Annotated in this window: 14 protein-coding genes and 1 tRNA gene; 5 read left to right on the top strand and 10 right to left on the bottom strand. The window is 39.5% G+C overall.

Annotation, left to right across the window (positions count from 1 at the left end; all coding sequences use genetic code 11):
* Positions 1 to 43: 43 nt before the first annotated feature.
* The 5 genes from ACKGJN_RS04430 to ACKGJN_RS04410 all read right to left on the bottom strand — a co-directional run bounded on the left by ACKGJN_RS04430 (position 44) and on the right by ACKGJN_RS04410 (position 6,894).
* Positions 44 to 117: transfer RNA gene (locus ACKGJN_RS04430), tRNA-Asp, on the bottom strand.
* A gap of 84 nt (positions 118 to 201) precedes the next feature.
* A complete protein-coding gene (locus ACKGJN_RS04425; protein ID WP_409538218.1) occupies positions 202 to 1,134 on the bottom strand; it encodes a DUF58 domain-containing protein in 933 nt (310 codons plus the stop codon).
* Positions 1,135 to 1,363: 229 nt separating this feature from the next.
* Entirely contained in the window at positions 1,364 to 1,681 is a 318-nt protein-coding gene (gene trxA, locus ACKGJN_RS04420; protein WP_006989417.1) for a thioredoxin, read from the bottom strand.
* 154 nt (positions 1,682 to 1,835) lie between these two features.
* On the bottom strand, positions 1,836 to 6,224 hold the full coding sequence (gene dnaE / locus ACKGJN_RS04415; protein WP_409538216.1) for a DNA polymerase III subunit alpha: 4,389 nt from the start codon (positions 6,222 to 6,224) through the stop codon (positions 1,836 to 1,838).
* A gap of 223 nt (positions 6,225 to 6,447) precedes the next feature.
* The gene (locus tag ACKGJN_RS04410; RefSeq protein WP_409538215.1) at positions 6,448 to 6,894 is read right to left on the bottom strand and encodes a ferritin-like domain-containing protein; all 447 of its coding nucleotides are present in this window, start codon (positions 6,892 to 6,894) and stop codon (positions 6,448 to 6,450) included.
* A gap of 377 nt (positions 6,895 to 7,271) precedes the next feature.
* On the opposite strand from ACKGJN_RS04410, the gene ACKGJN_RS04405 reads away from it, so the two are divergent.
* From ACKGJN_RS04405 to ACKGJN_RS04385, 5 genes are all read left to right on the top strand, one after another.
* On the top strand, positions 7,272 to 7,838 hold the full coding sequence (locus tag ACKGJN_RS04405) for a 30S ribosomal protein S16 (RefSeq protein WP_409538214.1): 567 nt from the start codon (positions 7,272 to 7,274) through the stop codon (positions 7,836 to 7,838).
* A 15-nt stretch (positions 7,839 to 7,853) separates the two neighbouring features.
* Complete coding sequence (gene rimM, locus ACKGJN_RS04400) at positions 7,854 to 8,378, top strand: ribosome maturation factor RimM (protein WP_409538213.1); 525 nt, start codon at positions 7,854 to 7,856, stop codon at positions 8,376 to 8,378.
* Positions 8,379 to 8,424: 46 nt separating this feature from the next.
* The gene (locus ACKGJN_RS04395; protein WP_409538212.1) at positions 8,425 to 9,150 is read left to right on the top strand and encodes a tRNA1(Val) (adenine(37)-N6)-methyltransferase; all 726 of its coding nucleotides are present in this window, start codon (positions 8,425 to 8,427) and stop codon (positions 9,148 to 9,150) included.
* Between the two features lie 338 nt (positions 9,151 to 9,488).
* On the top strand, positions 9,489 to 10,667 hold the full coding sequence (locus ACKGJN_RS04390; protein WP_409538211.1) for an acyl-CoA dehydrogenase family protein: 1,179 nt from the start codon (positions 9,489 to 9,491) through the stop codon (positions 10,665 to 10,667).
* A 300-nt stretch (positions 10,668 to 10,967) separates the two neighbouring features.
* Positions 10,968 to 11,756 carry a DUF3050 domain-containing protein gene (locus ACKGJN_RS04385; protein ID WP_409538210.1) on the top strand — a complete coding sequence of 263 codons (789 nt, stop codon included), beginning with the start codon at positions 10,968 to 10,970 and terminating at the stop codon, positions 11,754 to 11,756.
* 47 nt (positions 11,757 to 11,803) lie between these two features.
* Here ACKGJN_RS04385 and ACKGJN_RS04380 read toward each other — a convergent pair whose 3' ends face one another.
* The 5 genes from ACKGJN_RS04380 to ACKGJN_RS04360 form a co-directional block, all read right to left on the bottom strand.
* Positions 11,804 to 12,139 (bottom strand): 2Fe-2S iron-sulfur cluster-binding protein, encoded by a 336-nt coding sequence (locus tag ACKGJN_RS04380; RefSeq protein WP_409538209.1) that lies wholly within the window; start codon positions 12,137 to 12,139, stop codon positions 11,804 to 11,806.
* A 52-nt stretch (positions 12,140 to 12,191) separates the two neighbouring features.
* Positions 12,192 to 13,253 (bottom strand): NAD(P)/FAD-dependent oxidoreductase, encoded by a 1,062-nt coding sequence (locus ACKGJN_RS04375; protein ID WP_409538208.1) that lies wholly within the window; start codon positions 13,251 to 13,253, stop codon positions 12,192 to 12,194.
* A 45-nt stretch (positions 13,254 to 13,298) separates the two neighbouring features.
* The gene (locus ACKGJN_RS04370) at positions 13,299 to 13,541 is read right to left on the bottom strand and encodes a NifU family protein (RefSeq protein ID WP_006989405.1); all 243 of its coding nucleotides are present in this window, start codon (positions 13,539 to 13,541) and stop codon (positions 13,299 to 13,301) included.
* The gene (locus ACKGJN_RS04365) at positions 13,542 to 14,672 is read right to left on the bottom strand and encodes an Mrp/NBP35 family ATP-binding protein (RefSeq protein ID WP_409538207.1); all 1,131 of its coding nucleotides are present in this window, start codon (positions 14,670 to 14,672) and stop codon (positions 13,542 to 13,544) included.
* Positions 14,673 to 14,808: 136 nt separating this feature from the next.
* Positions 14,809 to 15,153 (bottom strand): MGMT family protein, encoded by a 345-nt coding sequence (locus ACKGJN_RS04360; protein ID WP_409538206.1) that lies wholly within the window; start codon positions 15,151 to 15,153, stop codon positions 14,809 to 14,811.

Here is a 15,153-nt window from a genome sequence, read left to right as displayed (position 1 = left end):
GCATAAAAAAAGCCCTAATTTCTTAGAGCTTATTTGCAATTTGCGGTCTGGACGAGACTCGAACTCGCGACCCTCTGCGTGACAGGCAGATATTCTAACCAACTGAACTACCAGACCGTTGCGTTATTGCGAGTGCAAATATACAGTAGTTTTTATATTGCACAAACATTTTTTTGAATTTATTTACTTAAATAGCACCTATTAACCTCCAAATTTTTGTCTCTCAATAAGATAGGTGGTTAAAATTTTTTCGAAATTTTCTCCTATATCCGCCTGGACATATTTAATCCGGTATTTTGCACACTGTAATTTAAGTACTGCAACATAATTCGCCACGGTTTCCCGGTAAGAATCCTTAAAATTATCGGCATACAGGTCGATTTGTGCCCCGGTTTCCACATCGGTGAAACGCCTGGGAACATTATCGAAATCAAAATTGAGTTCCCGTTTTCTATCGATTACGTGGAACAGCACCACTTCATGTTTGTTGTATTTCAAATGTTTTAATGCTTCAAACAATTCGGCTTCTTCCTTGTCCTCCTGAAACATATCCGTAAATAAAAAAATAAGGGAACGACGTTTTAACTTTTCTGCGATTTGATGTAAATAAGTATAGCTGTCGGTGGTTTTGTTTTTAACGGGGTTGCTCAGAATTTTATTCAGCTCACTCAACAACATCCTGTGATGCCGTTCACTTCCTTTTTCCGGGGAATAATATTCATAAGTATCACTGTAAATGCTTAATCCCACCGCGTCCCGCTGACGCTTTAATATATGCATCAGGGAAGCGGCCGCGAGTACAGAAAAACCAATTTTATTAAGGGAATCCCTACGGAAGCTTTTCGTTTCGGGAAAATGCATGGATGCAGAATTATCAAGGATGAGGTGGCAACGTAAATTGGTTTCTTCCTCATACCGTTTTGTATAGAGCTTATCGGTTTTGGCAAATAATTTCCAATCGATATGCCTTGTGCTTTCACCGTTATTATAGATCTTATGTTCGGCAAATTCCGCAGAAAACCCATGAAACGGACTTTTATGCATTCCGGAAATAAAACCTTCCACTACCTGCCTGGCTAAAAGTTCCAGATTGGTAAATCCACCCGATTTATGTACTTCCTGTTGTAAATCCATTCTTCTCCTTTTCTAAGGTTTTAATTTTTACTAAGATAAATTATTCTTTAGAAAGAGATGTAAGGAGAATTGCCACGAATGCGAATAATTAAATATGATGATTTGCCTGCCGGCAATGGAAAAACATTCGTTCATTCGGGGCTAAACTTTCAGTTCTATTTATCTAAAAATTTGCAACAAAAAAGGCCCGGTAATTACACCGGACCTTTTAAAACTATTTTTTAGTTTACTACAACAAAGCATCCAATGCTTCAGCGTATGTGTTTTTAGGGGCTACGCCTACCTGGCGGCCAACTACTTCTCCATTTTGAAAGATCAAAACAGTTGGAATATTTCTAACTCCGTATTTAGCTGCAAATTCCTGATTTGCATCTACATCAAGTTTTCCAACAACTGCCTTTCCTTCGTAATCTTTGCTGATATCTTCTATGATGGGTCCAACCATTCTACAAGGTCCACACCAGGCCGCCCAAAAATCAACCATTACAGGCTTATCACTTTTAAGTACGGTCTCTTCAAAATTAGCATCTGTTATCTCTAAAGCCATAATATTTATTTTTTCTTATCAATTAATATGTAAAAATAGTCAAATATTTCAGCAAACCTTACAATGCATATCACATTTCATTATATACACATTACAAGTACCTATTTTTCTACAAACCTTTTTCTGAATGTTTCAATTTATAATGAAATGCTTTTTAATTCAGTTTATAAACCACCTGCTCTACTTCCAAAGCATCAAGCAATTCCTGCGAAATTCTCACCTTTTGTTTTTTACTGGACATATTCACCTTTACCATATCCTTCATCTCATACACTATAAAGTTCAAAATGTGATCTCCGCGGTGTGCCCTGAAAATATCTTTTAAAGAATCGATTTGTTCTTCTTTTAAATGATTAATATCAAGCTGAATGGTCAATTTTCTTGCGTACATATCCATAATATCGTGCAATAACTGAAAATTATTGAACTGAAGTCTTGGATCCCCTTTACTACCCGTTTCCCGGTTTGTCCAGCCTTCTTTCACAAAGGCTTTAATATACACAAAACTATTGGGCACAAGGAAATGCTGGAATTTTAGATACTCCTCTCCAAAAATCCGAAATTCATAAGAATCCCAGTAATCTTCCACCGTAAATGATGCCCAGCCTTTCCCCATTTTGGAAACGCGGTGTTGCACTTCTGAAACAACGCCTCCAAAGGCCATTTCACGATTGATAAAATTTTCCAGATTTGTAAAATCTGAAACTTTCGCGGTACAGAAATAATTCATCTCTGCCCTGAAATCATCCAGCGGATGTCCGGAAATATAGATTCCTACCACTTCCTTCTCCCGTTTTAATTTTTCCATGGTTCCCCATTCTTCACAAGGAGGAACAACGGGTTCCGCAATTTGCACATCACTGGCTTCCCCAAAAAGGCTTACCTGTGAGGAATTCTCGCTCTCCTGAAATTTTGCTGCATATTTTATCGCCTTTTCCAAAAAAGTAATTCCATCTCCTTCATCGTGGAAATATTGAGCACGGTGATTTCCAAAACCGTCAAATCCTCCTGCGAGCGCAAGATTCTCAAAGGCCTTCTTGTTGGCTGCACGTAGATCGATACGTTTGGCCATATCAAAAATGGATTTATAAGGGCCGCTTTCGGTTTTTCTATATTCCACAATAGTGGCTACCGCACCGGATCCTACTCCTTTAATCGCTCCCATTCCAAATCTTACCGCGTATTCCTTGTTTACTGAAAACTTATAATAAGATTCATTTACATCCGGCCCCAGAACTTTTAATTTCATTCGCTTGCATTCTTCCATAAAGAACGTCACCTGCTTGATGTCATTCATATTATTGGAAAGTACCGCAGCCATATATTCGGCAGGATAATGGGCTTTTAAATATGCTGTCTGATATGCGATCCAGGCATAACAGGTAGAGTGGGATTTGTTAAAAGCATAGGCTGCAAAGGCTTCCCAGTCTTTCCAAACCTTTTCCAGGATCTCCCGCGGGTGTCCTTTTGCTTCTCCTCCATCCAGGAATTTAGGCTTGAGTTGTTCCAGCAATGCAAAGATCTTTTTACCCATGGCCTTTCTCAAAACATCGGCTTCACCTTTAGTAAAACCTGCAAGTTTTTGAGAAAGCAACATCACCTGCTCCTGGTAGACTGTAATTCCGTAGGTTTCTTTCAAATATTCTTCCATGTCCGGCAGATCATAGGCAATTTCCTCATCCCCGTGCTTCCGCTTGATAAAACTTGGAATATATTCCATTGGACCTGGCCTGTAAAGTGCATTCATAGCAATAAGATCATCAAAAACCGTTGGTTTCAAATCTTTCATATGCTTTTGCATTCCGGGAGATTCATATTGAAATATCCCTACGGTTTCCCCGCGCTGGAAAAGCTCATAGGTTTTTTCATCATCCAGCGGAAAAGTATCCGGATCCAGATCTATATCGTGACGGCCTTTTACAATTTTTACGGTATCCTTTATAAGTGTCAGGGTCTTCAGACCCAAAAAGTCCATTTTCAACAACCCTGCACTTTCTACCACCGAGTTGTCGAACTGGGTAACATAGAGATCGGAATCCTTTGCAAGTGCCACCGGAACAAAATTGGTAATATCGCTGGGGGTAATTATGACTCCACAGGCATGGATCCCCGTATTCCGTACCGATCCTTCCAAAATCCTGGCCTGGTTTACGGTTTGTGCTTCCAGATCGTCTCCTTCGGAAATATTTAAAAGTTGATTGACCTTCTCAAGATCTTCACTTCGGAAATTCTTTTTTAATTCCTTATCGCTTTGACCAAATATCTTTGCCAGTTTGGACATATTCGGGATCAGTTTCGAAATCCTGTCGGCTTCATTTAAAGGAAGATCCAGTACCCTGGCGGTATCACGAATAGCCGATTTAGCAGCCATGGTACCATAGGTAATAATTTGCGCCACCTGATTGGATCCATATTTCTTAATCACATAATCCATCACGCGGCTTCGGCCTTCATCATCAAAATCAATATCGATATCGGGCATACTCACCCTGTCCGGATTCAGGAATCTCTCAAAAAGCAAATCGTACTTTAAAGGATCAATATTGGTGATCCAAAGGCAATAAGCAACTACACTTCCCGCAGCCGACCCCCTTCCCGGCCCAACCGAAACATCCATCGCACGTGCCGCCCGAATGAAATCTTCGGTAATTAGAAAATAACCAGGATATCCGGTATTCTCAATTACCGAAAGTTCAAAATCCAGCCGGGTTTTAATTTCTTCGGTAATTTCAGGATAGCGTTTCTTTGCTCCTTCGTAGGTAAGATGTTTCAGAAATGCATTTTCTCCTCGTTTTCCACCATCGGCTTTATCTTCTTCCACAAGGAATTCCTCAGGAATATCAAAAGCAGGCAATAAAACATCCCGCGCCAGTTCATAAGGCTCGATTTTATCCACCACTTCCTGAACGTTGGAAATGGCTTCCGGCAAATCCCTGAAAAGGGATTTCATTGCGGCATCACTCTTGAAAAAATATTCATTGTTTGGCAATCCATAACGGTATCCCCGTCCGCGACCTATAGGCGTGGCCTGTTTTTCACCATCCTTAACACAAAGCAGAATATCGTGGGCATTTGCATCTTCCTGGTTCCGGTAATAGGTATTGTTTGAGGCAACCAGCTTAACCCCGTGTTTTTTGGCAAATTGTACCAACACCTCATTAACCCGGTTTTCCTCTTCCTGGTCGTGGCGCATTAATTCTATATACAAATCTGCCCCAAATGTTTCCTTCCACCACAAAAGTGCTTCCTCTGCCTGGTTTTCTCCAACATTCAGGATCTTTCCGGGAACTTCCCCAAATAGATTTCCTGTGAGGACAATGAGATCCTCCTTATATTTTTTTATCACTTCCCGGTCTATCCTGGGGACATAATAAAATCCCTCGGTGTAGGCCAAAGAAGCCATTTTTGCCAGATTGTGATATCCCTTCTTGGTTTTTGCCAGGATCACAATTTGATATCCATTGTCTTTCCTGCTTTTATCAAGATGATCTTCACACACAAAAAACTCACATCCCAAAATCGCCTTTAATTCTTTGCCAACAGCAGGTTCGTTGTTTGCAAGGGCGGCTTCATTTTTAGCTTTGATACCTTTATTATAAACACCCACTTCTTTTACAAAATGAAAGGCACCCATCATATTTCCATGATCTGTAAGCGCCACTGCAGGCATATTTTCCTCCCCGGCAGCTTTTATAAGCGCGGGAATGCTGATAGTAGATTGTAAAATGGAAAACTGGGAATGGTTGTGAAGGTGTGAAAACCTTACCTCATCCAGTTTTTCCAGATTTTCATTGATTTCTTCTGAAGAGATTTCCACCACATCCTGCTCTTTTTGCAGATTTTTCCTGATCTCTTCTGAAGCTTTTTTAAGGTTGATATGTTTTAATCCTATAAGCCGGATGGGCTTCGGATTCACTTCAGAAAAATCCTGAAAATAATTTGCCGGTACATCGAGCTCTTCTTTGGTAAAGATCTCTTTTCGTATCAATTCCAAAAAGCAACGCGTGGTTGCCTCCACATCTGCCGTGGCATTATGCGCTCCAGAAAAAGGCTGGGAAAAAAGTTCCTGGTGAAGCTCTGTTAAAGTAGGAAGTTTGAACTTTCCATAGCGCCCACCGGGAAGTTTACAATATTCTGCAGTCTTTTCTGTACAGGTATCCAAAACCGGAAAACCATCAAGGGGATTTTCCATTCCTTCCCTTAAATATTCGGCTCCCATGATATTAAGATCGAACCCAACATTTTGACCAACCACAAATTTATTTTGCGACAAAGCGATATTAAACTTCTCCAGAACTTCTCTTAGAGAAATCCCTTTTTCTTGTGCCAGTTGAGTGGAAATTCCGTGAATTTTTTCGGCATCAAAGGGAATATTGAAGCCTTCAGGTTTAACCAGATAATCCTGATTCCCGATAAGATTCCCCATTTCATCATGAACCTGCCAGGCAATTTGAATGCAGCGTGGCCAGTTATCAGAATCGGTTAAAGGGGCATCCCATCGTTTGGGAAGTCCGGTGGTTTCAGTATCAAAAATCAAGTACATTATCTATGGAATATTTTTATTTTCTGCTGATTATCAGGGATGAATAACAGAAAGATGGGGTGTAAAATTTCGGCCTAAAAATAAGAAAAATTACAGGCAGAACATCAAAATTCCAAAAGGAATTATCAACTAATTTTGAAATAAAAAACCTTCAGTCTTATGTTCTTGCATAAAACTGAAGGCTTAACTGCTCATTTAAACAGATCTAATGCCGAAAGATCCATTAGGCTTCCGATTCCAATCTTTTCACTTTATCTAAAGCTGCGGTAATCGCATTGCGCTGCTTCATCAATAAATTCGCTGTAGATGGCGGAATATTTTCATCTTCCAAAACTTCATTGTATTCTTCTACAGCGGCCTTTTCTCCTCTAACAGCTTCTTCAAGGAGCGCTTCCTCTTTATCTGAAGAAAAAGTGGTTTTTAAATTCATCCAGGTACGATGAATATCACCTTTTAAACTGGAACCTTTATCCGGCTTTTCTCCAAGGGTACTGATTTCCGATTTCAACTCATGTCCAAAGTTATTGCGCTCTTTTGCCCTTTCTGAAAAAAATGACTTTAAGCTGGGGTTTTTCACATTTTCTGAAGCAAACTTATATCCCTTTTCTGCATCATAATTTTTTTCCAACAGGTCATTTAACTTATTGGAAATTTTTTTCGCATAGTTCATAATTACATGTTTTTATATTAATTAAACCTTTAAAATTACAACCAAAAAAACACGCTATCAATCTGTTTAACAGACTTTAAAAAACTTTAACAGCATTTAACGGGAATCATGAAAACCAGGCTTTTTCGCTTCAAATACTGGCGATCCGGATAATTAAAAATAGATCCTGTCCCGTTCCAGGTTTCATTTTCTTCTTTAAATGAAACATCCATAACGGCAAGTCGATACACAGGTGGATGATTAATATGGATGTTACATATGACTGATAAAAAAACAATAAAATAAACAGATGAAAAATAAATGCATTGAACAGAATAATATAGTATCTTTGCAGACTTATTAATAACCGAGGTCGGGGACCTCACAAATTAATTTATATGCCTGTAAAAATTAGATTACAAAGACACGGTAAAAAAGGGAAACCATTTTACTGGATTATCGCTGCCGATTCCCGTTCACCAAGAGACGGAAGATACCTTGACAAAATAGGAATCTACAATCCAAACACCAATCCTGCAACTATCGAACTTGATGTTGATGGAGCGGTAAAATGGTTACAAAACGGAGCACAACCAACGGATACTGCACGTGCAATTCTTTCTTATAAAGGAGCACTTCTTAAAAATCACCTTGTAGGTGGTGTTAGAAAAGGAGCGCTTACAGAAGAACAAGCTGAAGCAAAATTCCAGTCCTGGATAGATGAAAAAGAAGGAACCGTATCTGCTAAAAAAGAAGGTTTAAGCAAAGAGCAGGAAGCTGCAAAGCAAAAAGCTTTTGAACTTGAAAAAGAAGCAAATGCAAAACGTGAAGCTGCTGCAAAAGAAGCGTTGGAAGCAGAAGCAAAATCTGAAGAAGTGGAAGCTGAAGCTGAAGCAGAACCAACAGATGATGCTGGTGCAGCAACCGCAGAGGAAGCAGCCGCTCAAGACAAAAAAGAAGCTTAATTTACTTTTCTAACGATGCTTAAAAAGGAATGTTTCTATTTAGGGAAAATCGTTAGTAAATTCAGTTTTAAGGGAGAAGTATTGATTAAACTCGATACCGATGAACCCGAAGCTTACACAAAAATGGAATCGGTTTTCGTTGACTACAACGATAATCTGGTTCCATTTTTTATTGAAAGAATTTCACTTCACAAAAGCGATCTATTACGTATAAAATTTGAAGATGTAGAAACTGAAGCAGATGCCGACGACCTTATGCGATGCGACATCTACCTGCCGCTGGATCAACTACCTGAACTGGAAGGCGAAAAATTCTATTTTCATGAGATTATCGGATTTACCGCTGAAGATGTCAATTTTGGAAAAATTGGCACCATAACAGGCGTTAATGACAGCAGCTATCAGGCACTCTTTGAAATTGACCATAACGGAAATGAAATCCTGATCCCGGTCAATGATGATTTTATAAAAAAAGTGGACAAAAAGAATAAAACAATTCTACTCGATACGCCTCCCGGCCTCATCGAGATTTATCTTTAGATACCCCCTTTTTCCATCATAATATTCCACAATCTTTACCAAGAAAATGCCCAATAAACCATTTACTTTTAAGCTGTTTTCAGTAAAACAGGATCGCTGTGCGATGAAAATTGGAACCGACGGGATATTGCTGGGCGCATGGGCAAATTTAAAAGACCCTTATTCCATCCTCGACATTGGCGCAGGCACCGGAATTATTGGGCTTATGATGGCGCAAAGATCCAATGCCGGGCTCATAGATGCCCTGGAAATAGATGAGGATGCCTATGAGCAATGTGTAGACAATTTTGAGAATTCCAATTGGGGAGACAGGTTATTTTGCTACCACGCTGCATTAGATGAATTTGCCGAAGAAATGCATGATGAAGAAAAGTATGATCTCATCATTTCCAATCCTCCGTTTTATTCTCCAAATTTAAATGATGAAGAAATATCGGCAGCAAGAAAAAAAGCGAGATTTTATGATGCCTTGCCATTTGAAGAACTGTTAGAATCAGCCTCCAAATTACTTTCAGATGAAGGGGAATTTGCGGTGATCCTTCCCTTTTCTGAAGAAGTGAACTTTTTAAAAATAGCAAAAAACTTCAATCTTTTCCCCAATAGAATTACGCGCGTTCGGGGAACGGAAAACACACCTCTAAAACGCAGTTTGCTTCAGTTATCATTTTCTGAAGTAAACGTACAGGAAAGTGAATTGGTAATTGAAATCAGCAGGCATCAGTACACCCAAGAATACAAGGAATTAGTGAAGGATTTTTATTTGAAAATGTAAAGGATATTTTTTCGTCGAATATTATGGTTAAAACAAAATTGCCGGATCATATTCCGTAACTAACGGCAAAAAACAGAAATAATCCTCCGGAAAAATTCGGTTTTATCAATTTTCCTCCATTTACCGCTTATCCCTAATTCTGCAAATTTGTTGCAACTAAGTTCTACTATCGGTTTCTTCACACATATTAAATCATTTAAAATTGTTTGCTAAACAAGCGTTGATTATTTTTGTTTACAAAATCACTACATATTAAATGAGCATAACGGAAACACGATACACACACCGCTGAAGCTATGCGAATTACATATGACCAATAAAAAAATAAATATCCACATATGAAACAAGATCTTTTTCAGGCTCCGGATTATTACAATCTTGACGACCTGCTTACCGATGAACATAAAATGGTTCGCGATGCTGCCCGGGAATGGGTAAAACGTGATGTTTCTCCTATTATTGAAGAAGCTGCACAGGAAGCAAAATTCCCAAAATCCATCATTAAAGGTCTTGCCGAAATTGGTGCTTTTGGACCCTATATTCCTGAAGAATATGGAGGAGCCGGGCTGGACCAAATCTCTTACGGACTTATCATGCAGGAAATAGAACGCGGGGACAGCGGAGTTCGTTCTACCGCTTCGGTTCAGTCTTCTCTGGTGATGTATCCAATCTATAAGTACGGGAATGAAGAGCAACGAAAAAAATACCTTCCAAAACTGGCGAGTGGAGAATGGATGGGTTGTTTTGGGCTTACAGAACCCGATCACGGCTCCAACCCCGGCGGAATGACCACCAACTTTAAAGATAAAGGCGATCACTATTTATTGAATGGTGCTAAACTCTGGATCTCGAACTCACCATTTGCCGATATCGCTGTGGTTTGGGCAAAGGATGAAAATGGAAGAATTCACGGACTAATCGTAGAAAGGGGAATGGAAGGATTCTCAACTCCCGAAACTCACAATAAATGGTCGCTAAGAGCTAGTGCAACAGGAGAACTTATTTTTGACAATGTCAAAGTTCCGAAGGAAAATTTACTTCCGAATAAAAGCGGATTGGGAGCTCCCCTTGGGTGTCTTGATTCTGCCAGGTTTGGTATTGCATGGGGAACCATTGGAGCTGCTATGGATTGCTACGATACCGCCCTAAGATATTCCAAAGAAAGAATGCAGTTTGGAAAAACCATTGCAGGTTTCCAGCTTCAGCAGAAAAAGCTTGCTGAAATGATCACTGAAATTACCAAAGCCCAGCTTCTGGCCTGGCGACTGGGAGTGCTACGCAACGAAGGAAAAGCAACTACTGCCCAAATCTCGATGGCAAAAAGAAATAATGTGGATATGGCCTTAAATGTAGCCAGGGAAGCAAGACAAATATTAGGTGCAATGGGAATTACCGGAGAATACAGCATTATGAGACACATGATGAACCTTGAAAGCGTAATAACCTATGAAGGTACACACGACATTCATTTATTGATAACAGGAATGGATATCACAGGTATTGCGGCATTTAAGTAGATTTTATTTTTTGGGAATATCAAAACAAGGGCAGCGTTTACAACGTTTGCCCTTTTTATATTTTTCACAACACTCCGTCTTTAGCGGTTTTGGCTTTTTAGGGCGCTTCGTAAACTGTTGGTTGAATTCCGTAGTTCTTTTGGAATAAAACACAAGAATGTTATAAATTTGTTTTGACGGAAGATTCATATTGTAAACTTCTGAAAATACTTTTTTAAACAAAATACATTCTACAAATTTACTCAGTAATTCAATAGTTCCTTCAAATCATTTTAATATTTCAAAAAGCTTTAGAAACACATGATAGATTCTATTAATCAAAGCCTAAAATCTCAAAAATCAAGGCTATTGGATCATCCTCTTTATAATGAAATAAAAAGTCCTGAACATTTAAAATGTTTTATGGAGCACCACGTATTTGCCGTGTGGGATTTTATGTCCCTTCTTAAGGCGCTTCAGGAAAACTTAACCAAAACAACAACGCCCTGGTATCCTGTAGGCAATCCCGAAATAAGATATCTTGTAAATGAAATCGTTCTTGCAGAGGAATCTGACCTAAATTTCTTCGGAAAGCATCAAAGTCATTTTGAAATGTACCTGGATGCGATGAAAAATTCCGGGGCAAACCAAAAAAAGATCAATGATTTTTTACTTCAGGTAACCCATGGAACCGATATTTTCCTGGTTATCGCCGTAAGTGAACTTCCCATAAGCATTAAACAGTTTTTAAAATTCACCTTCGAGCTTATTTCTGAAGGAAAACCTCATAAGATTGCGACCGCCTTCACATTTGGTCGGGAAGGACTTATCCCCGATATGTTTACTTCCATTATTAATAAGGTGCAGCAAAACTTCCCTGAAGATGATCTAAAATTGTTTAAATATTACTTTGACCGACATATAGAACTCGATGCCGATGAACACGGACACGGGCCAATGGCCTATAAAATGATAGAAGAACTTTGCGGGGAGGATGCCTTAAAATGGACGGAAGTTAAATATGTTGCCCGGGATGCCCTTAATTCACGTGCGGATCTCTGGGATGGAATTCACAAAGAGATCACTGAGATGGTTGCCCTGGAACGTTAAAAAATTTGATTGAATTTTAAAAAACGCACTTAAAACAAGTGGTTTTATCAGGTACTTTCCGGGGCCAGTTTTACCTCAAGACCATCAAGTTCTTTTTTAATGAATATCTGGCAACCAAGACGGCTGTTATCTTCCACAAAAAATGCCTGGTCCAGCATATCTTCTTCTTCATAGCTTTTTTCGGGAAGAAGGTCTTCATGACTCAAAATATAGCACTGACAGGAAGCGCACATAGCCATTCCACCACAAATACCAATAGTTCCTTCAGGAGCGAGTTCATAGGAGCGAATTACTTCCATAAGGTTCATATTCATATCGGTTGGGGCATCTACCTGATGGGCTGTTCCCTCACGGTCTATGATGGTGATCTTGATATCGGACATAAATTTGCAGGACATAAACCTCACTGGTCTTTGAGACCTGTGAGGTTTTTATTTAATTGATACTTTTTACAACTTCTCTTTTAGCTTCTTTTCGGGATCCATCGAATCCACTTATTCCGCTAACAGTGGTATATTTCATCACATATTTTTTATCTGGGAAAATACGCTGATATGCACTCTGACACATTATGGCCGCTTCATGGAAGCCGCAAAGAATTAATTTAAGCTTTCCGGGATAGGTATTCACATCTCCAATGGCATAAACCCCGGGAATATTGGTTTGATAATCGTAGGCATTATCCACTTTAATGGCATTTTTCTCAATTTCCAGTCCCCAGTCCCCTATTGGGCCCAACTTTGGTGAAAGTCCGAAAAGTGGAATAAAATGATCTGTTGGTTTTACCTCTTCATCCGCAGCCTGACCTTTATGACGGATCACTACCGCTTCAAGAAGATCTACTCCTTTTAGATCTACAACTTCAGCCTCGGTGATCAAATTGATTTTTCCAATTTTAGAGAGTTCCTCCACTTTATCTACCGAATCCAGTGCCCCACGAAAATCTTTTCTTCGGTGTACAAGAGAAACTTCTTTGGCAATATCGGCCAAATATATGGACCAGTCTAAGGCAGAATCCCCACCTCCGGCAATCACCACATTTTTATCGCGGTAAACTTCCGGATCACGAATTATATAAGCTACACCTTTATCTTCATAGTCTCCAATGACTGGAATAGGTGGCTTTCGTGGCTCAAAACTTCCTAGACCACCTGCAATTACAACCACGGGAGCCTGATGTTTAGTACCTTTGTTAGTGGTTACAATAAAACTTCCATCTTTTTGCTCATCCAGGGTTTCAGCTCTTTCACCCAACGTAAATCCGGGGCTGAAAGGCTTGATTTGTTCCATCAAATTTTTTACCAGATCACCTGCCAATACCTCCGGGAATCCCGGAATATCATAAATTGGTTTTTTTGGATAAATCTCGGAACATTGCCCACCTGGTTGTGGCAAAGCATCTATTAAATGACAATTTAATTTGAGTAATCCAGCTTCAAAAACCGTAAATAAACCAGTTGGGCCGGCACCAATTATAATTATATCTGTCTTGATCATTCTTGATTCTATTTGCAATTGAGAGTTAAGTAGCAAAAAGCATACTTACCTTTCTAAATTTACCACCTTTTCGATTTGTGGCACGTATTTTTTAATCGTCAATTCCACCCCCGATTTAAGTGTCATTTGGTTAACATGGCAACCTACACAGGCACCTTCCAACTGCACCGTTACAAAACGATCGTCTTCAATGGAAACCAAAGAGATATCCCCGCCATCACTTTGCAAAAACGGACGAATCTCATCAAGGGCTTTTTCAACATTTGATCTAATTTCTTCAGTTGTCATTTATTTCTTTTTAACTGCACTGCATCCCGCCATAGTCGTAATTTTTACGACTTCGGTTGGAGGAAGGCTTTTATTTCTGTTTACCGTTTCCTGTACCACATTTTGAGTGATTTTCTCAAAAGCGGCTTCAAGAGGTGTTGCTGTTTGCAGGGCTGCAGGACGGCCAAAATCGCCCGCTTCGCGAATGCTTTGAACCAGGGGAAGTTGTCCCAAAAAAGGAACCTTCAAATCTTCTGCAAGATTCATGGCTCCATCTTTTCCAAAGATATAATATTTGTTATCCGGTAATTCTTCAGGAGTAAAAAATGCCATATTTTCAATAATTCCTAAAACAGGAACATTGATACTTTCCTGCTGAAACATTGCAACTCCCTTTCTGGCATCTGCCAAAGCTACATTCTGAGGTGTACTCACAATCACTGCTCCGGTGATAGGCATGGACTGCATAATGGATAAATGAATATCTCCTGTTCCCGGAGGAAGGTCAATAAGCATAAAATCAAGCTCTCCCCAGGCGGCATCAAATATCATTTGATTGAGGGCTTTTGCAGCCATAGGACCGCGCCATACTACTGCCTGATCTGGTTTTGTGAAAAATCCTATAGACAATAATTTGACCCCATAATTTTCTACAGGTTTCATTTTAGATTTTCCGTCGATGTTCACAGATAATGGTTTTTCTGAGGCAACATCAAACATCATAGGCATAGAAGGGCCATAAATATCGGCATCCAGCAATCCAACTTTAAATCCCATTTTAGCAAGGGTTACAGCTAAATTAGCGGTTACTGTAGATTTTCCAACCCCACCTTTTCCAGAGGCAACTGCGATTATGTTCTTGATCCCCGGAATGTTTTTCCCCTTGATCTCGGGTTTTTCAGGCGCTTCGACCTTGATATTCACGGTTACTTTTGCCTTGGCATATACCTTATCGTGAATGGCTTTCATCACATCCACTTCGGCCCTTTTTTTAATGTGTAAAGCAGGGGTAGTTAACAATAAATCCACCACAACCTCATCCCCAAAGGTCATAATATTTTTTACAGTACCACTTTCAACCATATTTTTTCCTTCTCCTGAAACAGAGATGGTTTCCAGTGCAGCTAATATGTCTTTTTTATCTAATTTCATCCTGATTGTTTTTCTGATTCCAACCTCTTATATAGATTGATTCTAAAATGCAAAGATAACAGTAAAAGCCAATAAAACGAAGAATTTACGTATAATTGATCGATAGAATAATAAGCTGAAATTATGATATTTCAGGCTAACAATCCCTTCCGGGAAGTTCCAGATTTGGATCCCAAAAAAGTTCTTTAAAATCAAGAACCTGATTGTCTTTAATTTTCACACCCTCCGCTTCCAGCAATTGCTGCATCGCTGAAGAACCTCCAAAATGGTGCTTCCCGGTAAGCAATCCAAGTCTATTTACCACTCTTTGCGCGGGAATCGTATCCATATCGTGAGAATTATTCATTGCCCAGCCCACCATCCTTGCACTTCCGGCAGCACCAAGATACCTGGCAATGGCACCGTAGGAAGTTACTCTACCGTGAGGAATCAACTTCACCACTTCATAAACCCGTTCAAAAAAGTTTTTCTCGGTAGCCAT

It is taken from the genome of Gillisia xinjiangensis, assembly GCF_046298265.1.
In the GTDB taxonomy this organism is placed as follows: Bacteria; Bacteroidota; Bacteroidia; order Flavobacteriales; family Flavobacteriaceae; genus Gillisia; species Gillisia xinjiangensis.
Note: the sequence above shows the minus strand (reverse complement) of the source record. Positions and strands in the feature narration are given on the sequence as shown.